Raw genomic sequence first — 24,071 nt, forward strand, 5'->3', positions numbered from 1 at the left:
GCAAGAAAAAGCGCCCGCCTCCCGAAGGAGACGGGCGCTGGCCGTCTTAGAACGCGTACTTCAGGGCGACCGTGTAGTTGCGCGGCTCGCCATAGCGGTACTGGCTGTAGAAGCCGGTCTGCGCGTAGTAGGTCTTGTCCGTCAGGTTCTCGATATTGGCCTGGACCGACAGCTGCTCGTTGATCTCGTAGCGGGCCATCAGGCTGACCAGCGTGTAGGCCTTCTGCGTGAAGCTGAAGGGCGCGCCGGTGACCGGGTTGGTCGAGGCCGAATAGGCCTCGCTCTGCCAGTTGACGCCGCCGCCAACCGTCAGGCCGCTGAGCGCGCCCGGCAGCTGGTAGGTCGTGAACAGCTTGAGCAGCTTGCGCGGGAAGGCGGTGTTGACCTTCACGTCGTTGACGTCGCGCATCTGGAACTGGCTGTAGCCCAGCGAGATGTTCCAGTTGTCGACCGGCTTGCCGATCACTTCCAGCTCGAAGCCCTTGCTGGTCGCGCCCTTGGCCGCGATCGAGGCGCGGGTCGGCGGGGACGAGCCCGGGATGATGTGCGTCAGGTCCGGATCGGTCTGGGCCAGGTTGTCCTGGACGATGCGGAACACCGCCACCGAGGTCTGCAGCTTGTCGCCGAAGAAGGCGCTCTTCAGACCCCCTTCCAGGCTCTCGCCGGTGATCGGCTTCAGATAGTCGCCCCGGAAGTCCTGGGCGTTCTGCGGCTGGAAGATCTCGGTGAAGCTGGCGTACAGGCGATGGTTCGGCGTCAGGTCGTACAGGGCGCCCAGATACGGCACCAACACGTTGTCGTCGCCGAAGTCGAAGGTCCCGTAGTTGAAGCCCTTCTGGCGCCAGCTGGACAGGCGCGCGCCGCCGATGACCTTGAATTCGTCGGTGACGTTCAGGCGGGTGGCGACGTAGTAGCCGCTCTGCGTGATCGTCTGGTCGACGGTCGGCGACTTGGTCGTCGAGAAGGTCGGGTGCGGGATGGCCTGCCAGTCGAAGAAGCTGCCCGCCGTCGTCGCCGCGCTGGTGGCCGCGAAGGTGTCGGTGGTCAGGTGCTGCTTGCTGCCCAGCGCGCCCAGCACCAGCTCGTGCTGGCGGCCGAACAGGGTGTAGTCGCCCTTGACCTGCACATCGATGCTGTTCTGCAGGCTCTCGCCCTTGTCCTTGTAGGGGAACGGCGCCCACTGCCAGGTCCCCGCGGTCTTGTCGATCAGGCCCGACATGTAGAGCAGCTCGGTGCTCTGGGCGTTGCGGATCCAGTTGTAGTTGACGCTCAGCGACCAGCCGTTGCCGAACTGGTGCGAGAGGTTGGCGAAGATGTTCTGGTTGGTGCTGTCCCAGTAGCTCCACTTGGCCGAGGCGGTCTTGGTGCGCGGCCAGATGGCGACGCTGCCGTCGCTGTAGAAGGTGGGCAGAGCGCCCCAAGCCGGGGCGTTCGGGGCGCCCTTCTGCTGGCTGGCGCCGACGCGCAGCAGGGTGGCGTCGTCGAGGTCGGCGTCGATGACCCCGTACAGCACCGACTTCTCGTTCTTGTACCAATCGATGAAGTTCTCGGTCTTCTCGTACTTGGCGACGGCGCGGCCGCGGATCTTGCCGCTGGACGTCAGGGCGCCGGCGACGTCGGCCTGGACCTGGCGGTTGTTCCAGCTGCCGACGCTGGCGTTGATGTAGCCGTTGAGCTCGGTGCTGGTGGCGTGCTTGCGGACCAGGTTGATCGAGGCCGAGGGGTCGCCCGCGCCGGTCATCAGGCCGGTGGCGCCACGCACGATCTCGACGCGGTCATAGATCGACACGTCTGCGATGGTCTCGCCGGCGCCGCCGGCCAGGGTCCAGGCCGTGGGGACGCTGTCGATCTGGTAGTTCTTGATCTCGAAGCCACGCGCATTGAACGTGTTGCGCACGTCGTCGACCTGATTGGCCGCGACGCCAACCGTGTTGACCACGACGTCGGCCACGGTGCGCATGTTCTGGTCCAGGATGCGCTGGGCGGTGATCACGGTCACCGACTGCGGCGTCTCGCGCAGGGTCAGGCCCAGGCCCGTGGCCGTGTCGATGCGGTTGTTGATCGTGTACGAGCCGGTGATGACCACCTGGTCGACTTCGCTCGCGTCGGTCTTGGCCTCTTGCGCCATGGCGGGCGCGGCGAATGCGAGAAGAGCGCCGCCCGCGAGCAGCGTGGTTTTGAAGTCCATAGAACTCACCCCTGATAGGACGCCTGCCGCACGGAGAGACGCGGCGGTCGCAGGCGTTGTCGGCTTGAGACGCCGTTGATCAGGAGCCTATAGCGAGCGTCACCTGCAATTGCAAATGACTCTCATCAACTTTCGGGTAGCGGTCCCTTTTAGAACTTGGTCTTGCAGCCCTGCTTCAGGTGCACGCCGCGCAGGAAGCCGCGCCGGGCCAGGCCGGCGTCGACGGCGGCGTTCATGCGACGGTCGTTGGGCGCCGCGCCCGTCACTTCGCGAACCAGGCCGCGGAAGGGGATGATGCTGTTGATGATGGTCTTGCCGCCCGCCTCGGCCAGCTTGCCGGCGCGGTTCTCCTCGTAGGAATTGCCCACGATGTAGTCGGGGCCCAGCACGCCGTTCAGGTCCCGCACTTCGCGAGACAGGGACACGCACGTCTTCAGCCCCTTGAGGCTGTAGGGATCGGCATAGGCCTTTTCCAGGATCGGCGGGATCTCGCGCTTGGACATGCCGACGTCGCGGACCGGCTGGCTACCGATCTCGGTGGCCTTCTTCTTGGCCTCGCCCCAGCGACCGCCCGGCTCGTCCGGCGTGGCCGGCGGCTTGACCTGGGCCAGAGCGGGCGCAGCCGAGGCCAGCATCGCGACCAACAGTCCGGTCATGACGGTTTGCTTCAGAGACATCTCAACGCCCTCCAACCCAGGTAAACACCGATCAGGAACGATGCTTCGGGCTTGCGGTTCCGCTTGCCCGGCAAGGATTTGAATAGCTTAGTTCGGCGGGGTCGCCGCTTCCAGTTCGAACGCCCCGTCGAAGGCGTCTTCGCTGGGGACGGTCCCTTCCAGGGCGCCGATGAACAGGTCCTCCAGCGCGTCCCAGATGAAGGTCATCTGCTCCAGCACGGCCGGCACGCGGGCAGGCTCGAAGCCCGGATACAGGTCCTCGACCAGCCACAGGCCGGTCTGGCCGTCATAGCCGAAGCGGCAGCCGATCAGGCGGAACTGGGCCAGGGCCATCGTCTCGAACAGCGCCGTCAGGTCGCGGGCCTCGGCCAGGTCCTCGGGGTCCAGCACCAGGCAGCGCACCTGCAGCCAGCCGTGGTCGGGCAGCAGGTAATAGGCGCCCTCCTCCTCGCCGCCGGAGACTTCCAGGCCACGATCGATGGCGTCGACGACATAGCCGGCCTCGCGACAGGCGGTCGTGAGGCTTTCGAGCAGAGCCGCTTCTTGATCGGGAGTGAGGTCGGTCATGGGGAGAGGCTCCGGTCTAGGCTCGTCGCTCTAACATTCATCGTCATCCCGCGCTTTATGCGCGGGACCCATGGGTCAGCTTACACGTGAGAGCACTATTTCGCCGCGCACTTGCGGCGGAAAGATGGGTCCCGCGCATAAAGCGCGGGATGACGGGGAGTTTTGGGGCAGCGGCTAAGCCCCTAGCTCCGGTAATCGCCGTTGATCGCCACGTACTGCTTGGTCAGATCGCAGGTCCACACCGTGGAAGACCCCTTGCCCACGCCGACGTCGACGCTGACCTCGAACTCCTGGTTCTTGACGTAGGCGCTCATCTTGGCCTCGTCGTATTCGGCCGAGATCAGGCCGTCACGGGCGGCGTACAGGTCGCCGAACTTGACGCTGATCTTCTCGCGGGCGACCGGCTCGTCGGCGCGGCCCACGGCCATGACGATGCGGCCCCAGTTGGCGTCCTCGCCGGCGAAGGCGGTCTTGACCAGCGGGCTTTCGGCGATGGTGCGGGCGATCTTGCGGGCCGAGGCGGGGCTCTCGGCGCCGTTGACGGTGATCTTGACGAACTTGGTGGCGCCCTCACCGTCCTTGACCAGCTGCAGGGCCAGGTCCAGCAGCACGGCTTCCAGCTTCTCGCGGAAGTCGGCCAGGCGCTTGTCGCCCGGACGGCTGATCTTGGGCGCGCCCGACTGGCCGGTGGCGAACAGCAGCAGGGTGTCGTTGGTCGAACGATCGCCGTCCACCGTCACGCAGTTGAAGGTCGTGCGGGTATAGAGCGAGACCAGGGTCTGCAGCGCCGCCGGGGCGATGGCCGCGTCGGTGGCCACGAAGGCCAGCATGGTCGCCATGTCGGGCGCGATCATGCCCGAGCCCTTGGCGATGCCGGCGATCTTCACCTCCACGCCGTCGATCAGGGCGGTCGCATAGGCGCCCTTCGGGAAGGTGTCGGTGGTCATGATCGCGCGACCGGCCTGGGCCCAGGCGTCGGCGGTCAGGCGCGCTTCGACTTCCGGCAGGCGGGCGGTGATCTTGCTGTCGTCCAGGATGACGCCGATGACGCCGGTCGAGGCCATCATCACGTCGCGCTGGCGGCAATCCATGCGCTTGCCCACGGCCGTGGCCACGCGGCGCACGGCGTCGGCGCCGGGACGGCCGGTGAAGCTGTTGGCGCAGCCGGCATTGACCACCAGGGCGCGGACGTCCGCGCCGCCGGTGGCGGCCAGCTGGCGCTTGCACCAGTCGACGGGGGCCGAGCCAACGCCGTGACGGGTGAAGACGCCCGCCGCCGAGGTGCCCTCGGCAAACCGCATCAGCAGCAGGTCTTCGCGTTCGTGCTTGTAGAAGCCGGCGCGGCCCGTCGCGATCTCCACGCCCGGGATCGGCGGGATATGCGGAAACGGCACGGCCAGCGGCGAGATGGCCAGGCCAGGCTTACCGGCGCCGGTCGCAGCGGGCTTGGCCGGCGCGGGAACGGCCGGAGCCGGGACGGTCTCGCCGGCCGACTTCTGGGCGCGGCGCAGGCCGGCGCGCTTCAGGGCCGAGGTCAGGGGATCGACGATCGCGTCGATCACGCCGCTGGCGCGCTCGGCCGGCGTCGGCGCGGCTTCAGGAGCCTTCGCGGCCGTCTTCTTGCCGGAAGTCTTGGGAGTCTTGGTCATGAGCCGCTCTTATTTCTTAGCGGGTTGAGCAGGAGGCGGCGGAGCCGAGGCCGGCGCGCCGGCCGGCGGTTCGGGCGGCGCCGAAGCCGGTTCCTGGGCGCCGGCCGGGCCGGGCGCGTCGGCGGTCTTGCCGATCAGCATCTCGACCTTGGCCGAGCCACGCAGCTTTTCGAGGATGTCGCGGACCTGGTCATAGGTCAGGAAGCGCACGATCTGCGGACGCGCGGACTCCAGGGTGATCGGCTCCTCGGTGCGCTTGTCCTCGACCTTGACCAGCACCCAGCCGCCCTCGGCCGCGAACGGACCGACGAGCGCGCCCTTGGCGGCGTCCTTCAGGGCCACGCCATAGGGCTCGGGCATCACGTCCAGGGTGAAGTAGCCCAGGTCGCCGCCGTTGAAGCGGGTGGCCTGGTCGGTCGAGCGCTCCATGGCTAGGGCGTCGAACGAGGCGCCGGAGGCCAAGAGCTTCTTGACGCTGTCGGCCTCGGCCTGGCTGCCGACGATGATCTGGCGGGCGCGGATCTCTTCCGAGCGCTTCGAGAGCTTCTGCTGCTCGGCATAGAGCTTACGGATGGCGTCCTCGGTGACGGCCTTTTCCACGACGCCCTCGACCAGCATGTCGCCCAGGATGCGCTCGCGGGCGGCGGCCAGGCGGCGCTGGGCGATGGCTTCCTTGTCGATCTTGCGCTTGGTCGCCTCGGCGGCCAGCAGCTTCTGATCGATCACCTCGTCCAGGCGCTGGCGGAAGACCTCGCTGGAGATGTCCAGCGGCTCGCCTTCGCTGATCAGGCCCTGAGCAACCGCCTCGCGCTTGACGTCCGACGCCCAGATCACCTGGCCGTTGACGCGCGCCACGGCGGTGTCGCCGGGCTCGGGCGGACGCTCGGCGACCTTGTTCTGGCCGCACGAGGCCAGCACCAGGGCGCAGGCGACGGCGCCGATCAAACGAGAGAGGCGGAAAGTGGTCTTCAAGGCCAAGATCTCCGGCTTTGTTGCAGACGGCTCTAGCGTGCTTTTTCGCCGAGTGGAAACGGCTTCGCCATCGAAAGCGTTCGACCTAGCGAAAACTGAGGCGGGACGGCCACTAACGGCCCTTAAAGCCTTACTTACGCCGGGGTCTTCGCGTTGACACCAAGATGACCGGTGCTTAAGTCTCCGGCCGCACCGGAAGAGTGGATTTTTCCGTTAATCCAGTGCGACTCCATATTCCGTAGTCGAGGCCGCACAGCCTTAGCGCCGGCCTCCTCGTCAAAACGTCCCTTTCGGATTCCCCCTGCATGCTTGGTCTCGCCAAAAAGCTCTTCGGCTCTTCGAACGAACGCAAGGTCAAGACCTTCCAGGCGCGGGTCGCCAAGATCAATGCGCTGGAGCCGGAATACGCCGCCCTGTCGGACGAGGCCCTGAAGGCCAAGACCGCCGAGTTCAAGGACCGCCTGGCCAAGGGCCAGACCCTGGACGACGTGCTGAACGAAGCCTTCGCCGTCGTGCGCGAGGCCGGCAAGCGCGTGCTGGGCATGCGCCACTTCGACGTCCAGCTGGTCGGCGGCATGGTGCTGCACTTCTCGGGCATCTCGGAAATGCGCACGGGTGAAGGCAAGACGCTTGTCGCCACCCTGCCGACCTATCTGAACGCCCTGGAAGGCAAGGGCGTCCACGTCATCACCGTCAACGACTACCTGGCCACCCGCGACGCCGACTGGATGGGCCAGATCTACAACTTCCTGGGCCTGAGCTATGGCGTGATCGTCAACGGCCTCAGCCAGGGTGAGCGTCAGCGCGCGTACCGCAGCGACATCACCTACGGCACCAACAACGAATTCGGCTTCGACTACCTGCGCGACAACCTCGTCTACAGCGTCGAGGAAATGGTCCAGCGCGGCCACAACTTCGTCATTGTCGACGAAGTGGACTCGATCCTGATCGACGAAGCCCGCACCCCGCTGATCATCTCGGGCCCGACCGAGGACCGCAGCGAGTTCTACAAGACGATCGACGTGCTGGTGAAGCAGCTGATCCTCGATAAGGGCACGTACGACCACGACGAGAAGCAGAAACAGGTCATCCTCACCGAGGACGGCCAGGAGAAGATCGAAGAGATCCTGATGTCGGGCGGCCACCTGGCCGAGGACTCGGCCGGTCTCTACGACGCCGCCAACGTCTCGGTGGTGCACCACGTCAACCAGGCCCTGCGCGCCAACATCCTGTACACGCGCGACAAGGACTACATCGTCAAGGGCGGCGAAGTCGTCCTGATCGACGAGTTCACCGGCCGCATGATGACCGGCCGCCGCCTGTCGGAAGGCCTGCACCAGGCCATCGAGGCCAAGGAAGGCGCCGACATCCAGCCCGAGAACCAGACCCTGGCCTCGGTGACCATCCAGAACTACTTCCGCCTCTACAAGAAGCTGTCGGGCATGACCGGCACGGCCTCGACGGAAGCCCAGGAATTCGACGACATCTACAAGATGGGCGTGTCGGAAATCCCGACCAACCGCACCATCCAGCGCATCGACGACGACGATGAAGTCTATCGCACCGAGCGCGAGAAGAACGAGGCCATCCTCAAGCAGATCGCCGACTGCCACATGCGCGGCCAGCCGATCCTGGTCGGCACCGTCTCGATCGAGAAGTCCGAAGAGCTGTCCAAGCTGCTGACCAGCTACTCGTTCGAGAATGACGGCAAGAAGCAGAAGGGCATCCCACACCAGGTGCTGAACGCCCGCTTCCACGAGCAGGAAGCCGGCATCGTCGCCGACGCGGGCGTGCCCGGCGCGGTGACCATCGCCACCAACATGGCCGGCCGCGGCACCGACATCCAGCTGGGCGGCAATGTCGACATGCGCCTGGCCTCGTGGCGCCAGCAGCAGCGCGGCATGGGCCTGGAGATCGACCACCAGGACGAGCTGGCCCAGAAGGCCGCGCTGGAAGCCGAGATCGCCGGCGCCAAGGCCGCGGCGCTGGCCGCCGGCGGCCTGTTCGTGCTGGGCACCGAGCGCCACGAAAGCCGCCGCATCGACAACCAGCTGCGCGGCCGCACCGGCCGTCAGGGCGACCCGGGTCGTTCGAAGTTCTTCCTGTCGTGCGAGGACGATCTGCTGCGCATCTTCGCCGGCGAGCGCCTGGACGCGATCATGCGCACCTTCGGCGTCCAGGAAGGCGAGGCGATCACCCACAAGTGGCTGAACAACGCCATCGCCACGGCGCAAAAGCGCGTCGAGCAGCGCAACTACGAGATCCGCAAGAACCTCCTGAAGTACGACGACGTCGTCAACGACCAGCGCAAGGCCGTGTTCGAGCAGCGCCAGGAGTTCATGGAGTCGACCGACCTCTCGGACATCATCGCCGAGATGCGCCAGGACACGATCGACGACCTGGTCGCCCGTCACCTGCCGCCCAAGGCCTATGCCGAGCAGTGGGACATCGACGGCCTGAAGGAACGCGTCCAGTCGATCCTGGGCCTCGATTTGCCGATCGAGACGTGGGCCGCCGAGGAAGGCATCGCCGACGAAGAGATCAAGGACCGCATCCAGAAGGCGGCCGACGCCTACGCCGCCCAGCGCGAAGAAATCATCACGCCCGAGCAAATGCGCTCGGTCGAGAAGAACTTCCTGCTGCAGATGATCGATCTGCAGTGGCGCGAGCACCTGATGCACCTGGACCACCTGCGCAACGTCATCGGCCTGCGCGGCTACGGCCAGCGTGATCCGCTGAACGAGTACAAGACCGAAGCCTTCTCGCTGTTCGAGAAGTTGCTGGGCGACCTGCGCACCAACACCACCCGCTGGCTGATGACGGTCGAGATCGCCTATGCCGAGCCGGAAGTCCCGCACCAATCGCTGGACAACCTGGTCGAGGTCCACTTGGACCCGCTGACCGGTGAGAACGCCGCCGTCGCCGGCGCCATTCCCGACGGCCTGTCGCCGCAACAACGCGAAGCCCTGCCCGTCTCGGCCCTGCCGGAAGGCTGGGACCGCACCAACCGCAACAGCGCCTGCCCCTGCGGCTCGGGCAAGAAGTTCAAGCAGTGCCACGGCTCGCTGGTGAAGTGAGCCTCTAGGCCCCGCTGAGTTTAGGACGCCCGCTCCGGGAGACCGGAGCGGGCGTTTTCTATTTCCGCGTAGGCAGCCCCGCCACCGCCGCCGCGCCGATCAGCAGAACCGCCGCGCTCAGGCCCGAGACGTGCAGACCGGCCACCACGTCCGTCCCCGCCAGCGCGCCGAAGATCGCCACGCCGGCCGCGCCGCCGACCTGGCGGCAGGCGTTTAGCGCGCCCGAGGCCGCGCCGGCGTCGTGCTTGTCGACGCTGGCCAGCAGGCCGCTGGTCAGGGCGGGGATGGCCAGGCCCATGCCGCCGGGGATCAGGGCGAAACCGGGCAGCATCTCGAGCATGTCGCTGCCCGTCCCCAGCCGCGCCGTCAGGGCGTAGCCGCAGGCGGCCAGCAGTACGCCGCCCGTGGTGACCGTCCGCGCGCCGAAGCGGGCCACCAGGCCGCCGCTCAGCAGGTTCGAGACGATGAAGGTCGCCGTCAGCGGCAGGAAGGCCAGGCCCGCCTTGGCCGGCGCCCAGTGCAGGGCGCGCAGCATGTAGAGGCCCAGCACGAAGATCAGGCCGTAGTAGGTGAAGTTCAGCGCCGAGCCGACGACCACCGCCGTCCAGGCCGGGCGCTTGCGGAAGACGCTGAGCGGCATGGCGGGATGGGCCGCGCGGCGCTCGAACAGCACGAAGGCGGCCGCCAGCAGCACCCCGGCGACCAGGGCCAGCAAGGGCGCCCCGCCCCAACCTCGGTGCCCGCCCTCGATCAGGCCGCCGACCAGCAGCGACACCGCCGCCACCGCCAGGGCCTGGCCGGGAATGTCGAACGGGACCTTGGGCTTGGCCGGCGCGTCGGGCGCGACCAGCAGCGTCAGGACCGCGCCCAAAGCGCAGACCGGCAGGTTGACGAAGAACACCCAGCGCCAGCCCAGGGTCTCGACCAGCAGGCCGCCCAGCACGGGGCCCAGGGCGATCGACACCCCGCCGGCGGCGGTCCACCAGCCGACGGCCGAGGCGCGCTTACTGTTATCGCCGTGCGCGGCATGGGCGATCAGGGCCAGGGACGGCGGGATCAACAGCGCACCCGCCGCGCCTTGCGCCGCGCGGGCCAGGATCAACGCCAGGGGGCTCATGGCGAACCCGCACGCCGCCGAGGTCACGCCGAACAGCACGAGCCCCGCCACGAACGCCCGGCGCGGCCCCACCCGGTCGCCGATCGCGCCGGCCGACAGCAGCATGGCCGCCAAGGCCAGAATGTAGGCGTCGACCACCCATTGCAGCTGCGCCGTCGGGGCGTGGAAGGCCGCGCCGATGGCGTCCAGCGCGACATTGACGATGGTCACGTCCAGCTGGGTGACGAAGAAGCCGAAGCTGGCGGCGGCGGTGATCCAGGGCAGGCGTGCGTTACTCATGGTCCTGGACATGCCCCGATCCGCCGCCCGGATGCTACACGCGCCGATGAACCATTCCGTCGGCGATCGCCGTATGATGCGAATATGGACGCCAATATCGCCACCCCCGCCGCCCTGATCGGCGACCCGACCCGCGCCGCCATGCTGCAGGCCCTGCAGGACGGCCGCGCCCAGCCCGCCAGCGCCCTGGCCTGGGCGGCCGGCGTCACCGCCCAGGCGGCCAGCAACCACCTTTCCAAGCTGGTCGACGGCGGCCTGCTGGCGGTCGAGCGCGAGGGGCGGCATCGGTACTACCGCCTGGCCTCGGCCGAGGTGGCGCATGCGATCGAGGCGCTGTCGGTGCTGGCCACGCCGGTGCGGTCGCTGGAGATCCCGCGCTCGCCCAAGGCTCGGGCGCTGCGGGATGCGCGGTGTTGCTACGGGCACCTGGCGGGGCGGCTGGGGGTGCGGGTGTGCGAGGCGCTGGTCGATCGGGACCTGATCCGGCCGGCGGCGGAGAAGCTCTATGACGTGACGCCGGAGGGCCGCGCCTGGTTCGAGGAGCTGGGCGTGAAGGTCGACGCCCTGCGCTCGCCAAGGGGCGTGGCGCGGCAGTGCCTGGACTGGACCGAGCGGCGGCATCACCTGGCCGGGCCGCTGGGGGTGAAGTTGCTGGAGGCAATGAGCGCGCGGGGGTGGTTGGCGTTGGAGGCGAAGGGCCGGGCGGTGCGGTTGACCACGGAGGGGGCGACTGCGCTCCGCGAACGATTGGGTGTGACGTTGGATGAAGAAGGCCGCGTCGCAGCCTGAGGGATACCCTCTCCTCCCCTTTTGGGGGAGGGGGACCGCCGAAGGCGGTGGAGGGGCCAGCGCCGGCCGACTCATGACTGGCCCCCTCCGTCACGCCACGCTGCGCGGGCGCGCCACCTCCCCCAGACGGGGGAGGAGAAATTGAACGCGACGCGCTACTCGCTACGGCTTCAGCACCACCCCGACCTCCGGGGAAGTCCCGCCCTCCACCTGCGCCAGATACGCCGCCTGCATCGCCTCGCGGCCCTGGCCGATCTCGACCGTCAGCCACCGCGGCGCATCCGCGACAAACCCCGCCCAGGCCGAGCCGTAGCGCTGTTCGAACTCGCCCGGCGCCCAGTCCTTCTGCCGCTTGGCCACCCGATCCGGCGCGAAGAAGAACGCCGGCGTCGGACCCGGCAGGGCCCCGCCACCACGCGGCGCCTCCCAATGCGTGCCGCCCACCAGGATCGAGGCCTTCAGCTCACCCCCGAACCGGTTGTGTACGGCCGCCAACACCGCCGCATCGCCCGCGAAGTCCACGAACGCCGCCGGCCCTTCGATCGGCGCGCTGGCCAGATTGTCGTACAGCACCACCTGATCGTAGAACCCCAGCCCCTCGACGAACGCCCGGTTACGCGGCGAGGTCAGGCCCACCACGGTCACCCCACCCCGCTTCTTCAACAGCGCCGCCAGGCCGATCGCCGTCTTGGACGAGGCGCTGGACAGGATCACGCTCTTGGCGCCGTAGAAGCCGTGCTCGTCGAACTGGTCGTCGATCAGGAAGGCGGTGATGAACAGCGGTTGCAGCAGCGCCCGGTGCGCCTCCAGCGCATCCTCGGCGCCCACCGCCTGGTACTGGTTGTAGACCGGCGGCAAGGGCTGGCGATGGGCCGCCACGTCCGTGAAACCGCTCTTGCCGGGCTTGGCCTGAACGGTCAGGTGCGTCGACATCGGCCAGTAGCCGTAGAACCGCTGGCCCACCACGATGTCCGGATGCGCCGAGGCCTCGACCCTGGCATGCCCCCACACCGGCACCCGTCCGAAGCCGTCTGGGCCAGGGAAGAAGTCCCAGTACTTCATCATCTCGCCGAACACGGCATAGGTGATGTTGTTGGCCGTCAGGGCGAAGCTCTCGATGGCTAGGCGGACCTGGCCGTCCGCCAGCGGCGGCGGCTCCACGTCGTGGAATTCGCTGCGGCGCAGGTCGGTCTTGGCGACGACGAAGTCCCAGGCCATGGCGGCCTCCCATGCTGTTTCGGGGAGTTAGCGGGAGGCCACGCGGCAAGTCAAACGTGCGTTTGAGGTCAGGCGCTGACCCACTGGCCGTGGAAGCCGAACGGCACGCGGCGCGGCAGCCTGGCGCCGGCGATCGGGCCGTTCTCCACCGCCTGGGCGTCGAACACCACGAACTCCGAGACGTCGTCGGCCTGGCGATAGATCACCGCCGTCAGCCAGCCTTCTCCCTCCGCCGCGCCGTCGCCAGCATGGGTGAAGACGGCTTCGGAGATCGCGTCGCCCTGCGGCACGGTCCAGGTCTTCCGTGTGCCAGCGACCAAGTCGACATGGGCCACGATGTTGGAGCGGAAGTCGCCAGGCTTCAGGCTCTGGCCGACGAACCAGCCGTGGCGATAGGCCATGCCGGCGAAGCGTTCGTCGAAGCGCGGGAACTCGCCGGCCGTGTCGTCCAACTGGACTTCGGTCACGGCGCCGGCCGCCAGGTCGATCGTCCAGCGCGTCAGATAGGCGGCGGCGTTCTCGCCCTTGGTCCCGTCGGCGTTGGGGAACAGCGGCGCGGAGGCGTAGCGCATGACGTCGGCGACGATCGTCTCGCCCTGCTCGAACGCATTCATGACGTGGAACGCGTAGCAGGCCGGGACCTCGATCCAGCGCAGGCTGGCCACGCCCTGATCCCGCCGGATCACCGCCAAGTGGCCGCCCACCTCGGGCTCCCAGGCGAAGACCGGCTTGCCGCTCATGGCGCGCGGCAGGCTGCCGGTCAGGGGCAGGACGGGAATGACGATGTAGTGCTCGGTGACGATGCAGTCGTGGATCATCGAGCAGTACGGCGCTTCGAAGATCTCGCGCTTGAGGAGCTTGCCGTCCTTGTCGGCGACGCCCCAGCTGACCTTGTTCGACAGCGGCATCGGGTCGTCGGCATAGGCGAAGAACACCAGCTCGCCGGTGATCGGGCAGGCCTTGGGGTGGGCGGTGACCTTGCCGCCCAGGTCGTAGGCGCCCAGGGTTTCCAGGTCCGGACCGCTCATCTCGAACGGCGCATGGGCCTCCTCCAGCGCCAGCAGGTGACCGCCATGCTGGATGATGTTGGTGTTCATCGCCCCTTCGGACGCGACACCCAGCACCGACGGGTCGGTGGTCATCGGGTTGCCCCAGCTGCCCCACAGCGCCTGCCCCGCGTCGCGCTCCATCCGCCACTTGTTGGTGCGGACCCAGCGGTTGCGGTAGCGGACCTGGCCGCCCTCCACCGTAAAGGCGTGCAGCATGCCGTCGCCGACGAACCAGTGATAGTTGGCGTCGCGCGGGTCGAACTGCGGGTTGGGGCCGTTGCGGTAAAGCGTGCCCTTCAGGCCTTGCGGCAGGTCGCCCCAGACCTCCAGCGCGAAGTCGTCCTCGCTGCGCACCGGCGCGAAATTGCCTGAGAGAAACGGATTGATACGCACATCGCCGTCCATGGTCGCTCTCCCAATGGGTTATTGTTTACAGTGTAAATTTATGTTGTAAGCGAATGGTCGAGTCAATCGGGATTCTTGCTTGCCCCGCGTCCTGTCCTCCGAAGACGTCGAAGCCTTTCGCGTCCGCCTATGCGAGGCGGCCGAGCAGCTGTTCGCCGAGCGCGGCATCGAGGCCGTGACCATGCGCGAGCTGGCCCAGGCCCTGGGCGTCAGCCCGATGACCCCCTACCGCTACTTCAAGGACAAGGACGCCATCCTGGCGGCCGTCCGCGCCGCCGCCTTCGCCCGCTTCGCCGCCCGGCTGGAAGCGGCCATGGCCGCGGCCGCCGATCCGCTGCGCCGCTCGCGCGACGCCGGCCAGGCCTATGTCGACTTCGCGCTGTCCGAGCCCCAGGCCTACCGCCTGATGTTCGACCTGAACCAGCCGACCGAGGGCGACTATCCGCAGCTGCAAACCGCCATCGTCCGCGCCCGCCGCACCATGACCATCCACATCGAGGCGATGATCCAGGCGGACCAGCTGGAAGGCGACGCCGAGCTGATCGGCCACCTCTTCTGGTCGGTGCTGCACGGCATGCTGATGCTGCAGCTGACCGGCAAGCTGGCGCCGACGATCGACCCGGTGAAGCTGCGCCAGCTGGCCTCTCAGACCCTGGTCAAAGGCCTGGGGATCTCCGCGCCCTGATTGTCACGGGAACAATGTTTCCGTTGCGACGCCGGGCCTGAAGGCCCAAGTCGAGGCTAGTCCAGCTTGCGATTGGAACCTCGATGTCGACTGCCGCGCCCCTGCCCTTGCGCCACTTCCTGCTGGCCCTGGCCGTAGTCGCGGTGTGGGGCACCAACTTCGTGGTCATCCGCATCGGCCTGAACCACCTGCCGCCGCTGCTGTTCGCAACCTTGCGCTTCTGCATGGTGCTGGTCCCCATGGTGTTCTTCGTCAAGCGCCCGGCGGTGTCGTGGAGCAACCTGGCGGCCTATGGCCTGCTGATCGGCGCGGGGCAGTTTGGTCTGCTGTTCGTGGCCATGAAGGGCTCGATCTCGCCGGGCCTGGCGTCGCTGATCCTTCAGACCCAGGTGTTCTTCACCATCGGCATGGCCATGTGGATCAGCAAGGAGCGGATCCAGGGCTTCCAGATCGCCGCCCTGGTGCTGGCCGTCGCCGGCATCGTGGTCATCGCCGCCCATGGCGGCGGCGCGGCCACGCCGCTGGGCGTCGCCCTGGGCCTGCTGGCCGCGCTGAGCTGGTCGGGCGGCAACATCGTGGCGCGCCAGGCCGGCCCTGTGAACATGCTGGGCTATGTGGTCTGGGCCAGCCTGTTCTCGATCCCGCCGCTCTTCGCCATGTCCCTGTGGCTGGAGGGCTGGCCGGCCATCGTCAAGGGCGTGACGGGCGCGGGCTTCACCACCTGGCTGGCCGTCGCCTGGCAGGCCGTGGGCAACACCATGTTCGGCTACGCCGCCTGGGGCTGGCTGCTGGCCCGCCACCCCGCCGCGACGGTGACCCCGATGGCCCTGCTGGTGCCGGTGTTCGGCATGAGCGCCTCGGCGCTGTTGCTGGGCGAGGGCCTGCCGGCGTGGAAGCTGATCGCGGCGGCGTTGGTGCTGACCGGCCTGGCGGTGAACATGCTGTGGCCGAAGGTGCGGATGAAGTTCCTGGCGGCGGCTTGAGATTCGCACCCAAGGGTTGATTTCATCGCGAGCACACTCAAGCTCGCGACATGGTCCCGCGCGACGCCTCCATCGCTGTCTACATCATGACGAATAAACCCCACGGCACGCTGTACGTCGGTGTGACGAGCATGTTCGAGGCTCGGGTCGTCCAGCATCGCGAGAAGCAGCTGAAAGGCTTCACCCAGAAGTATGGGCTGACGCGGCTCGTCTGGTACGAGACCCACGAGGACATGACCGTGGCCATTCATCGCGAGAAGCGGCTAAAGGAATGGCCACGGCAGTGGAAGATCAATTTGATCGAGCAGGATAATCCACGCTGGGATGATCTGTACGATCAGGTGATGAACTGGACGCCCGTGCCTCGGCAGGTTTAGCCCCCACCCCTCCCCCAACCGTCATCCCGCGCTTTATGCGCGGGACCCATGGTTCAGCTTCCACGTGAGAGCGTGAGCCCGCACTGCACCTGCGGCGGACAAATGGGTCCCGCGCATAAAGCGCAGGATGACGGGTTGGGGGAGTTCGGAGCTCTATTGACCGCCGTCACGTAAGCGAGCGGAGGCTCCTTCGAAACAAGGGAGGCCCGTCATGACGCCGTTCAAGGTCGAGTGGAGCCGCGAGGCTGTCGACAAGGTCCTTACCCAGGTCCGCGCCTACGAGTTCCCGCCCGCGCCGGAAGGCGGCGGTTGGGCCTATGGGTGCGACGCCGACTTCCTGAAGGACCTCTGCGGCTACTGGACCGACGGGTTCGACGTCGCGGCGGCGCAGGCCAACCTCAACCGCTTCCCGCAATTCACGACGACCATCGAAGACCTCGACATCCACTTCGTCCATGTGGTCGGCGAGGCGCAGGGCAAACGGCCGCTGCTGATCAGCCATGGCTGGCCGGGCAGCCACTTCGAGTTCTGGGACGCCATCGAGCCCTTGGCCTTCCCGTCGCGCCACGGCGGCGATGCGGCCGACGCCTTCGACCTCGTCATCCCGTCGCTGCCGGGCTTCGGGTTCTCAGGCAAGCCCAAGCGGCCGCTGGGCCAGCGGGCGACAGCGCGGATGTTCGACACGCTGATGGGCCAGCTCGGCTACGAGACCTATCTCGCCCAAGGCGGTGACTGGGGCGGGCTCGTCACCTCGTGGTTGGGCCTGGACCATGCCGCGCACGTGAAGGCTATCCACCTCAACATGATCGGCCTGCGCCCGCACGGCCCGCCGACGACGCCGGAGGAGATCGCCTGGATCACCGGTTTCGGCGCGCAGATGGATCTGTGGGGCGCCTATTTCCGCCTGCAAGCGAGCAAGCCGCAGTCGGTGGCGTGGCTGGGCGCCAATAACCCTGTCGGCCAGGCCGCCTGGATCCTGGAGCGCTTCCACGACTGGGCCGACCTGTCGGCCAAGCCGTTCGAGCAGGTGTTCACCCGCGACCAGCTGCTGACCAACCTCATGCTGTACGTGATGACCGGCAGCTTCACGACCGGCGCCTGGTACTACCGCGCCCTGCTGGAGGAAGGCGGCCCCGTCCTGGCCCAGGGCCAGCGCTGCGAGACCCCGACCGCCTTTGCCAACTTCCCTGGCGAGAGCATCTACAAGCCCCCGCCCCGCTCGTGGGCCGACCGGGCCTACAACATCACCCGCTGGACCGACCAGCCGCGCGGCGGCCACTTCGCGGCAATGGAGGAGCCAGGGCTGTTCGTCGAGGACGTGCGGAGCTGGGCGCGGGAACTCTAGACGCCTCGACCTTCGCCATGGCATGCCCGGCGCAGTTCCTTCCAGGAGTTCGCGCCCCCATGGCCCGCTACGACTTTGCTTCCGACAACGTGGCGGGCGCGATGCCCGAAGTCATCGAGGCGCTGGTCGCCGCCAATGTTGGGACGGCTTCCGGCTATGGCACGGACCACGTCAGCAAGGCCGCCGCCGACCGCATCCGCGCCCTGCTGGATGCGGACGCCCAAGTACGCTTCACCGCCTCGGGCACGGCGGCCAACGCCTTCGCGCTCACCTTGCTCGCCCAGCCGCACGAGGCGGTGCTGGCCCACGAACACGCCCACATCTGCACCGACGAGACCGGCGCTCCCGGCTTCTTCGGCCAGGGCGTGGGCCTGATCGGCCTGCCCGGCGCCTCGGGCAAGATCGCGCTGTCGGCGCTGGAAGCCGCCCTCGCCCGCCCCGAGGTCTCGTACAACCAGCCGGCCAACGCCCTGTCCCTGACCACCGCCACGGAATACGGCACGGTCTATTCGGAAGCCGAACTGCGCGCCTTGGTCGCGCCGGTGAAGGCCAAGGGCTACGGCGTCCACCTGGACGGCGCCCGCCTGGCCAACGCCGTGGCCGCCGGCTTCAACCTGAAGAGCGTGGCCAAGATGGGCGTCGACATTCTCGTCATGGGCGGCACCAAGGCTGGCTCGACGCCGACCGAGGCCGTGGTGTTCCTCAACCCCGACCACGCCCGCCGCCTGGACGCGCGCCTCAAGCACGCCGGCCAGTTGGTGTCGAAGGGCCGCTTCCTGGCCGCCCCGTGGCTGGGCCTGCTGGGCGAGGACGGCGGCACGGGTCCCTGGGCGGCCCGCGCGGCCCACGCCAACGCCATGGCGCAAAAGCTGGCCGGCCTGATGCCCTTCGAGATCAAACACCCCGTCGAGGCCAACGGCATCTTCGTCGAGATGGACGAACCCACCCTGGAGCGCCTGCGCGGCGAGGGCTGGTTCGTCTACCGGTTCCTGGACGGCACCGTGCGCTTCATGTGCTCGTGGGCGACCACGCCCGAAATGGTCGAGGACCTGGGCGCGGCGCTGAAGCGGGTGGCCTAGGACGCCGCCCGCTTGGCGCCTTGCGTCTGCGGCGCGGGCTCTTCCTTCGGGGCGAAGGTGATCACCGGCGCGGCGGCTTCGGCGGCCGAGGCGGCCGTGATGCCGAGCAGCTTGGCGATCTCGCTGGCCGGGGCCGGGCGGCTGATGAAGTAGCCCTGGATCTCGGCGCAGCCCTGGCCGCGCAGGGCGTTCAGCTGTTCCAGGGTCTCGACGCCCTCGGCCGTGGTGACGATGCCCATGGACGAGCCCAGGTCCAGAACGGCCTTGATGATGGCCATGGCGTCGCTGTCTTCCAGGATGTCGCGGACGAAGGTCTGGTCGATCTTGATCTTGTCGAACGGGAAGCTGCGCAGATAGCTCAGCGAGCTGTAGCCCGTGCCGAAGTCGTCCATCGAGATGCGCACGCCCAGGGCCTTCAGGTCATGCAGCATGGTCATGTTGGCCTGGCTGTCCTGCAGCAGCACCGACTCGGTGATCTCCAGCTCCAGCCGCTGGGCCGGCAAGCCTGAGGCGGCCAGGGCCGAGACGACGGTGCGCACCAGGCCGCGGTCGCGGAACTGGGCCGGCGACAGGTTGACCGCCAGGCGCACGTGCGAGGGCCACTTGGCGGCCTCGGCGCAGGCGGTGCGCAGCACCCACTCGCCCAGCTGGACGATCAGGCCGATCTCCTCGGCCAGCGGGATGAAGTCGGCCGGCGAGACCATGCCGCGCTCGGGGTGGCGCCAGCGCAGCAGGGCCTCGCAGCCCGTCACCTGCTCGGCGCCCAGATTGTAGAGCGGCTGGTAGAACAGCTCGAACTCGCCGGCCGTCAGGGCGCGGCGCAGGTCCAGCTCCAGGGCGCGGCGGGCTTGCAGCTGCTCGTCCATGGCGCGCTCGAAGAAGTGGAAGGCGCCGCGGCCGTCGGCCTTGGCGCGGTACAGGGCCATGTCGGCCTTCTTGAGCAGCTCGTCGGCGTCCTCGCCGTCCGAGGGCGCGGCGGCGACGCCGACGCTGGCGCCGATCACCACGTGGTGGCCTTGCAGGTCGAACGGCTGCGACATCGCCTCGACGATGCGGCCCGCCAGGCGGGTGGCCCCGCCCATGTCCTTGAGGCCGCTCTGGACCACGGCGAACTCGTCGCCGCCCAGACGGGCCACGGTGTCACCCTCGCGCACGCAGCCGCGCAGGCGCTCGGCGGCCTCGCGCAGCAAGGCGTCGCCCAGCGGGTGGCCCAGGGTGTCGTTGACGGTCTTGAAGCGGTCCAGGTCGATGAAGTGCACGGCCAGCTCGTCGCCCTTGCGGGCGCGGCGGGCCAGGGCGTCGGACAGCGACTTCTGGAACAGCACGCGGTTGGGCAGCTCGGTCAGCGGATCGTAGTGGGCCAGGCGCGCGATCTGGGCCTCGGCCCGCTTGCGCTCGGCGATGTCTTCCGAGACGCCCAGCAGATATTCCGGCACGCCGTCGGCGTTGCACAGCGCGATCTTCTTGGTGCGCAGGATGGCCATGCCGCCGTCCTTGCGCGGCACGTGGTCTTCCTCGACGACGCGGACTTCGCCGGACTCCAGCACTTCGCGGTCGCGCTCGACATAGATCGCCGCCAGCTCGGCGTCGTGGATGTCGGCATCGGTCTTGCCGATCACCTCATCGCGCTTGAAGCCCAGGGTCTTCTCGCCGGCGCGGTTCAGCAGCACGTAGCGATGGTCGTCGGCGCGCTTGACGAACACCATGGCGGGCATGGCCTCGACGATGGCGGTCATGAAGGTCTGGGCGCGCTCGACATCGGCCTTGGCGGCGGCCAGGGCCTCGACGCCCCGGCGGTTGGTCTCGTTGGCAGCCTGCAGCAGGCCCAGCACCGTGCCGACGCCCAGATAACGGCCGTCCTCGGTGACGATGAAGCCGCGCAGCAAGTCCGAGGCGCGGTACGACAGGCTGTCGGTGGTGAAGGCCGCCAGCTCGGTATTGGCGTCGACGACCAGCGGCTCGCGGTCCATCAGCGTCGAGATCGGGCGATTGGCGTACAGCGCGCGGCCGTACTCGGCGGCCATGCGCAGGAAGAAGGCGTTGCGCTCGACAATGCCGATCGGCCGGTCCTCGGCGTCGAGCACAGGCACGATCAGGGTGTCGGGCTCCTCACGGAACCGCTCATACAGCGACTTGCCGAGATCATCCTGGCGCGCCGGCGCCAGCGAAGAAACGGTGTCCCGCAAGGTGAACATGGTACGCCTCCACTTACGGGTGGCAGGGACCATTTCCTGACTAACGGGGCGCTAATGGCCCCGCTTGGAGCCCTTCATTTCGCCAAAACTTCATAGGGTTGTCACAGTGTTTGCCGCGCTATTTACAGTGCTTATCTACTTTTAAGAGTGACCCGAAACTAGCGCCCGGTATCCATGAAGTCTCGGGCCTTGAAGTCGTCGGGCGCGGCGACCTCGACGATGGGCTCCTCGCGGTCGTCGAACTCGGTGCGCAGGGCCCGGCTCATCACCGCGTGCATCTCATAGAGACAGGTGATGTAGGTCAGCTCCAGGATCTCTTCGTCGGTCAGGAACGCCTTGAGCGCGGCGAACACGCCGTCGGCGATGCGGCCGCCGTCCAGCACCAAGCCGTCGGCATAGGCCAGCACCGCCCGCTCGCGCGGTTCGAATACCTCCGAGATCTGCCAGTGCGGCACGGCGGCGATCTTGTCCTCGGGCACGCCCAGGCCGCGCAGCGACTTGCAGTGCTGGGAGAACACGAACTGACTGCCGCGCGTCCAGCCGGTCCGGGTCTGGGCCAGCTCGCGCAGCACCGGGTCGATCTTGCGGGCGGGGTCACGATAGAGGGCGAAACCTTGGGCGGCGTGGCGCAGTACGTCGGGGCTATTGGCGAAGACCGTCCACCAGTCGCCGCGCGTGCCGGTGGCCGTTCCGGGTTCGGCGACAGGATCGCGGTCGCCGAACAGCAGGTCGTAGAGCTTCAGCGTCCCTTTGTCGGTTACCTCGCTCCGAGGGACTTCGCGCAGGCGCGGCACCTTAAGCGTCCACCGTGGCGCGCGCCGGCTCGTGCTTGACGTCCTCGGGCCCGAAGTCGCGGGTGAAGGCGGCCAGCTCCATCATGATGCCGTTGGGATCGGTGAAATAGACCGAGCGCACGAAGACGCCGGGATGCAGCTTGCGCGCCACGCCCATCTCGCTGTCGTCGTGATTGACCACCATCGGGAAGGCCGGCACGCCCGCCGCCTGCAGGCGCTCCAGGCAGGCTTCGAGGTCGGCCTCGTCGACCGTGAAGGCCACGTGGTTCATCGAGCCCACGGCGGTCTTGGAGTCGGCCGGGAAGCTCTTCACCGAGGCGATCCCCGGCGCGGCCGGCGGCGTCTCGGGCCACCAGAAGAAGGCCAGGCACGACCCGCCGCCGCAGTCGAAGAAGAAGTGCTGGCCGCCGTCCGGCAGGGCCACGGTCTTCACGAGGGGCATCTGCAGCACCTCGGAATAGAACCTGACGGTCTGCGCCATGTCGCGACAGACCAGAGCCAGGTGATTGACGCCGGTGATCTTCATCTCGGCTTCCTCCCGGAGACCGAGGTTACGCCGATCGCGGCCCGCGTCGAGCGTGCCGCGACGTCGCTTCTATTCGCGCTCCCGCTTGGCGTCCCCCAGCAGCACCTGGCCGATCCAGCTGACGACGCCGGTCACCACCGCCGCCTGTACGCCCGCCCACAGGCCGTGGACCTGCATGCCGGGCACGATCAGGGACACCAGGCCGATCATCGCCGCGTTCACCACCAGCAGGAACAGGCCCAGGGTCAGCAGCGTCAGCGGGAAGGTCAGCACCGTCACGATCGGTCGGACGATGGCGTTGACGACGCCCAGCAGCAAGCCGGCCAGCAGCAGGGTGGTGACCCCCTGGACGACGACGCCGGTAATCAGGCGATCCGACAGCCACAGGCCGGCGGCGGCGATCAGGATGCGGAGAATGAAACGGATCATGGCGGTGCGACTCCCCTCGATTTCCGGAACAGTGAACTACGGAAATCGGCTGAGCAAACTGTCGCCCGATTTGTACAATATCCCAGCCGTGAACTCGGACATTACAAATGCGTTACCGCCCTTCCAACCGCCGCCTTGCGAACTATCTATCCTCTCGTGTGGGGGATGATCGCGCGCGAACGGCGAGCGGATCCGCACACCGCAAGGGGATATAAGAAGTATGGCCGTGAATTCTCTATCGGTGATGTCGCCGGACGGCGGCTTGTCGCGTTATCTCACCGAGATCCGCAAGTTCCCGATGCTGCCCAAGGACGAGGAGTTCATGCTCGCCCAGCGTTGGAAAGAGCATCAGGACTCGGCCGCCGCCCACAAGATGGTCACCTCGCACCTGCGCCTCGTGGCCAAGATCGCCATGGGCTATCGCGGCTACGGCCTGCCGATCGGCGAAGTGATCTCGGAAGGCAATGTCGGCCTGATGCAGGCCGTCAAGAAGTTCGAGCCCGACAAGGGCTTCCGCCTGGCCACCTACGCCATGTGGTGGATCCGCGCCTCGATCCAGGAATACATCCTGCGCTCGTGGTCGCTGGTGAAGATGGGCACGACCGCCGCGCAGAAGAAGCTGTTCTTCAACCTGCGCAAGGCCAAGAGCCAGATCGCCGCCTTCCAGGAAGGCGACCTGCATCCTGACCAGGTCAGCCAGATCGCCACCAAGCTGGGCGTGCTGGACAGCGAAGTCATCTCGATGAACCGCCGCCTGTCGGGCCCCGACGCCTCGCTGAACGCGCCGCTGCGCGCCGACGGCGAAAGCGAGTGGCAGGACTGGCTGGCCGACGACGACCAAGTCAGCCAAGAGACCGTCGTCGCCGAGAACGAGGAAAAGTCGCTGCGGATGTCGCTTCTGGAAGAAGCGATGGTCGAACTGACCGACCGCGAGCGCCACATCCTGACCGAGCGCCGCCTGAAGGACGACCCGACCACCCTGGAAGAACTGGCCGCCCAATACGGCGTCAGCCGTGAACGGGTCCGTCAGATCGAAGTCCGGGCGTTCGAAAAGCTGCAAAAGAACATGCGCGAGGCGGCCGTCGCCAAGAACATGGTCGATGCGTAAGCCACACCGCTCACGCCAGTGAGACGGAAAGGGGCGCTCTTCGGAGCGCCCCTTTTTCGTTTCGGGTCCGATGGTCTACAAGACCTCCGCCATGACCCTGACCTGCGCCCATACCGGTCAGCCGGCCGTCTACCAGCGCACGCCCGACGACTGCATGATCTGCGTCCTGGCGATGCTGACCGGCCGTTCGTACGAGGACGTGGTCGCCGCCGCGCTGGCCCACGATCCCGCGTTCCCGGTCCAGGGCCCGATGAGCCATTCGATCCTGCGCAGCGTGGCCCACGGCTGGGGCTTCATGCTGCTGAGCGGCATCTACATGCTGTGGGCGAGCCCCGGCATCGTCGGCGTGCTGTCGCCCACCCTCCCGGGCACGGGCCACGCGGTGTTCTGGGACGGCGAGAAGATCATCGATCCCAAGCCCGGCGGCGAGGTCGACCGCGCCTATGTCGACGCCCACGGCCTGGAGTTCACCCAGCGCGCCAGCGACCTGCTGCCGCTGGCGGACCACGAGCTGGCCATCGCCGCCGCGCGGACGACGGACGAACCGTTCTGAGTCTATAAGG

21 protein-coding genes and 2 pseudogenes are annotated in these 24,071 nt (G+C 67.7%); 11 read left to right on the top strand and 12 right to left on the bottom strand.

The features are described 5' to 3' along the window. Positions 1 to 46 precede the first annotated feature (46 nt). The 3 genes from AC1RRR_RS11995 to AC1RRR_RS12005 all read right to left on the bottom strand — a co-directional run bounded on the left by AC1RRR_RS11995 (position 47) and on the right by AC1RRR_RS12005 (position 3,432). Positions 47 to 2,188, bottom strand: coding sequence for a TonB-dependent siderophore receptor (locus AC1RRR_RS11995; protein WP_492813292.1), 2,142 nt, complete (start codon positions 2,186 to 2,188; stop codon positions 47 to 49). A 149-nt stretch (positions 2,189 to 2,337) separates the two neighbouring features. Next, a complete protein-coding gene (locus AC1RRR_RS12000) occupies positions 2,338 to 2,865 on the bottom strand; it encodes a hypothetical protein (RefSeq protein WP_492813294.1) in 528 nt (175 codons plus the stop codon). Positions 2,866 to 2,952: 87 nt separating this feature from the next. Continuing rightward, positions 2,953 to 3,432: a hypothetical protein gene (locus AC1RRR_RS12005; protein WP_492813295.1), complete on the bottom strand. Its 480-nt coding sequence runs from the start codon at positions 3,430 to 3,432 to the stop codon at positions 2,953 to 2,955. Between the two features lie 70 nt (positions 3,433 to 3,502). On the opposite strand from AC1RRR_RS12005, the pseudogene AC1RRR_RS12010 reads away from it, so the two are divergent. Further along, positions 3,503 to 3,598 (top strand): annotated as a pseudogene (locus AC1RRR_RS12010) (hypothetical protein); the annotation flags it as partial. Between the two features lie 16 nt (positions 3,599 to 3,614). Here the strand turns inward: AC1RRR_RS12010 and argJ are convergent. Continuing rightward, positions 3,615 to 5,081: a bifunctional glutamate N-acetyltransferase/amino-acid acetyltransferase ArgJ gene (gene argJ, locus AC1RRR_RS12015; RefSeq protein WP_492813297.1), complete on the bottom strand. Its 1,467-nt coding sequence runs from the start codon at positions 5,079 to 5,081 to the stop codon at positions 3,615 to 3,617. 9 nt (positions 5,082 to 5,090) lie between these two features. Continuing rightward, a complete protein-coding gene (locus AC1RRR_RS12020; RefSeq protein ID WP_492813299.1) occupies positions 5,091 to 6,059 on the bottom strand; it encodes a peptidylprolyl isomerase in 969 nt (322 codons plus the stop codon). 299 nt (positions 6,060 to 6,358) lie between these two features. Here AC1RRR_RS12020 and secA point away from each other — a divergent pair, with 299 nt between their 5' ends. Next, on the top strand, positions 6,359 to 9,130 hold the full coding sequence (gene secA / locus AC1RRR_RS12025) for a preprotein translocase subunit SecA (protein WP_492813301.1): 2,772 nt from the start codon (positions 6,359 to 6,361) through the stop codon (positions 9,128 to 9,130). Positions 9,131 to 9,160: 30 nt separating this feature from the next. Here the strand turns inward: secA and AC1RRR_RS12030 are convergent. Continuing rightward, positions 9,161 to 10,538 (bottom strand): annotated as a pseudogene (locus tag AC1RRR_RS12030) (MFS transporter); the annotation flags it as partial. A gap of 72 nt (positions 10,539 to 10,610) precedes the next feature. Here AC1RRR_RS12030 and AC1RRR_RS12035 point away from each other — a divergent pair. Then, the gene (locus AC1RRR_RS12035; RefSeq protein WP_492813303.1) at positions 10,611 to 11,315 is read left to right on the top strand and encodes an ArsR/SmtB family transcription factor; all 705 of its coding nucleotides are present in this window, start codon (positions 10,611 to 10,613) and stop codon (positions 11,313 to 11,315) included. 162 nt (positions 11,316 to 11,477) lie between these two features. On the opposite strand, the gene AC1RRR_RS12040 is transcribed toward AC1RRR_RS12035, so the two are convergent. Together AC1RRR_RS12040 and AC1RRR_RS12045 are read right to left on the bottom strand one after the other, a co-directional pair. Further along, a complete protein-coding gene (locus AC1RRR_RS12040) occupies positions 11,478 to 12,533 on the bottom strand; it encodes a DUF2855 family protein (protein WP_492813305.1) in 1,056 nt (351 codons plus the stop codon). Between the two features lie 68 nt (positions 12,534 to 12,601). Then, complete coding sequence (locus AC1RRR_RS12045) at positions 12,602 to 13,987, bottom strand: carotenoid oxygenase family protein (protein ID WP_492813307.1); 1,386 nt, start codon at positions 13,985 to 13,987, stop codon at positions 12,602 to 12,604. Positions 13,988 to 14,066: 79 nt separating this feature from the next. Here AC1RRR_RS12045 and AC1RRR_RS12050 point away from each other — a divergent pair, with 79 nt between their 5' ends. From AC1RRR_RS12050 to AC1RRR_RS12070, 5 genes are all read left to right on the top strand, one after another. Beyond that, the gene (locus AC1RRR_RS12050; protein ID WP_492813309.1) at positions 14,067 to 14,672 is read left to right on the top strand and encodes a TetR/AcrR family transcriptional regulator; all 606 of its coding nucleotides are present in this window, start codon (positions 14,067 to 14,069) and stop codon (positions 14,670 to 14,672) included. Between the two features lie 83 nt (positions 14,673 to 14,755). Further along, entirely contained in the window at positions 14,756 to 15,655 is a 900-nt protein-coding gene (locus AC1RRR_RS12055; protein WP_492813311.1) for an EamA family transporter, read from the top strand. A 50-nt stretch (positions 15,656 to 15,705) separates the two neighbouring features. Further along, positions 15,706 to 16,032: a GIY-YIG nuclease family protein gene (locus tag AC1RRR_RS12060; protein ID WP_492813313.1), complete on the top strand. Its 327-nt coding sequence runs from the start codon at positions 15,706 to 15,708 to the stop codon at positions 16,030 to 16,032. Between the two features lie 211 nt (positions 16,033 to 16,243). Further along, positions 16,244 to 17,377: an epoxide hydrolase family protein gene (locus tag AC1RRR_RS12065; protein WP_492813315.1), complete on the top strand. Its 1,134-nt coding sequence runs from the start codon at positions 16,244 to 16,246 to the stop codon at positions 17,375 to 17,377. Between the two features lie 59 nt (positions 17,378 to 17,436). Continuing rightward, a complete protein-coding gene (locus tag AC1RRR_RS12070) occupies positions 17,437 to 18,456 on the top strand; it encodes a threonine aldolase family protein (protein WP_492813316.1) in 1,020 nt (339 codons plus the stop codon). Here AC1RRR_RS12070 and AC1RRR_RS12075 read toward each other — a convergent pair. The 4 genes from AC1RRR_RS12075 to AC1RRR_RS12090 form a co-directional block, all read right to left on the bottom strand. After that, positions 18,453 to 20,651, bottom strand: a complete 2,199-nt coding sequence (locus tag AC1RRR_RS12075) for a putative bifunctional diguanylate cyclase/phosphodiesterase (RefSeq protein ID WP_492813318.1) — start codon at positions 20,649 to 20,651, stop codon at positions 18,453 to 18,455. The two genes, AC1RRR_RS12070 and AC1RRR_RS12075, sit on opposite strands and share 4 nt — an antisense overlap. 158 nt (positions 20,652 to 20,809) lie before the next feature. Next, the gene (locus AC1RRR_RS12080; protein ID WP_492813320.1) at positions 20,810 to 21,445 is read right to left on the bottom strand and encodes a carboxymuconolactone decarboxylase family protein; all 636 of its coding nucleotides are present in this window, start codon (positions 21,443 to 21,445) and stop codon (positions 20,810 to 20,812) included. A 1-nt stretch (position 21,446) separates the two neighbouring features. Continuing rightward, complete coding sequence (locus AC1RRR_RS12085) at positions 21,447 to 21,971, bottom strand: VOC family protein (RefSeq protein ID WP_492813321.1); 525 nt, start codon at positions 21,969 to 21,971, stop codon at positions 21,447 to 21,449. Positions 21,972 to 22,040: 69 nt separating this feature from the next. After that, positions 22,041 to 22,400: a phage holin family protein gene (locus tag AC1RRR_RS12090; RefSeq protein ID WP_492813323.1), complete on the bottom strand. Its 360-nt coding sequence runs from the start codon at positions 22,398 to 22,400 to the stop codon at positions 22,041 to 22,043. A gap of 107 nt (positions 22,401 to 22,507) precedes the next feature. On the opposite strand from AC1RRR_RS12090, the gene AC1RRR_RS12095 reads away from it, so the two are divergent. The 3 genes from AC1RRR_RS12095 (at position 22,508) to AC1RRR_RS12105 (ending at position 24,061) form a co-directional block, all read left to right on the top strand. Continuing rightward, on the top strand, positions 22,508 to 22,615 hold the full coding sequence (locus tag AC1RRR_RS12095) for a hypothetical protein (protein ID WP_454717671.1): 108 nt from the start codon (positions 22,508 to 22,510) through the stop codon (positions 22,613 to 22,615). After that, positions 22,612 to 23,508, top strand: coding sequence for an RNA polymerase sigma factor RpoH (gene rpoH / locus AC1RRR_RS12100; RefSeq protein ID WP_492813559.1), 897 nt, complete (start codon positions 22,612 to 22,614; stop codon positions 23,506 to 23,508). The genes AC1RRR_RS12095 and rpoH overlap by 4 nt, the downstream gene beginning before the upstream one ends. A gap of 70 nt (positions 23,509 to 23,578) precedes the next feature. After that, positions 23,579 to 24,061, top strand: a complete 483-nt coding sequence (locus tag AC1RRR_RS12105) for a hypothetical protein (RefSeq protein ID WP_492813325.1) — start codon at positions 23,579 to 23,581, stop codon at positions 24,059 to 24,061. Positions 24,062 to 24,071: the final 10 nt, after the last annotated feature.

The sequence above is a fragment of the Caulobacter sp. GW821-FHT12D05 genome, from assembly GCF_058807295.1.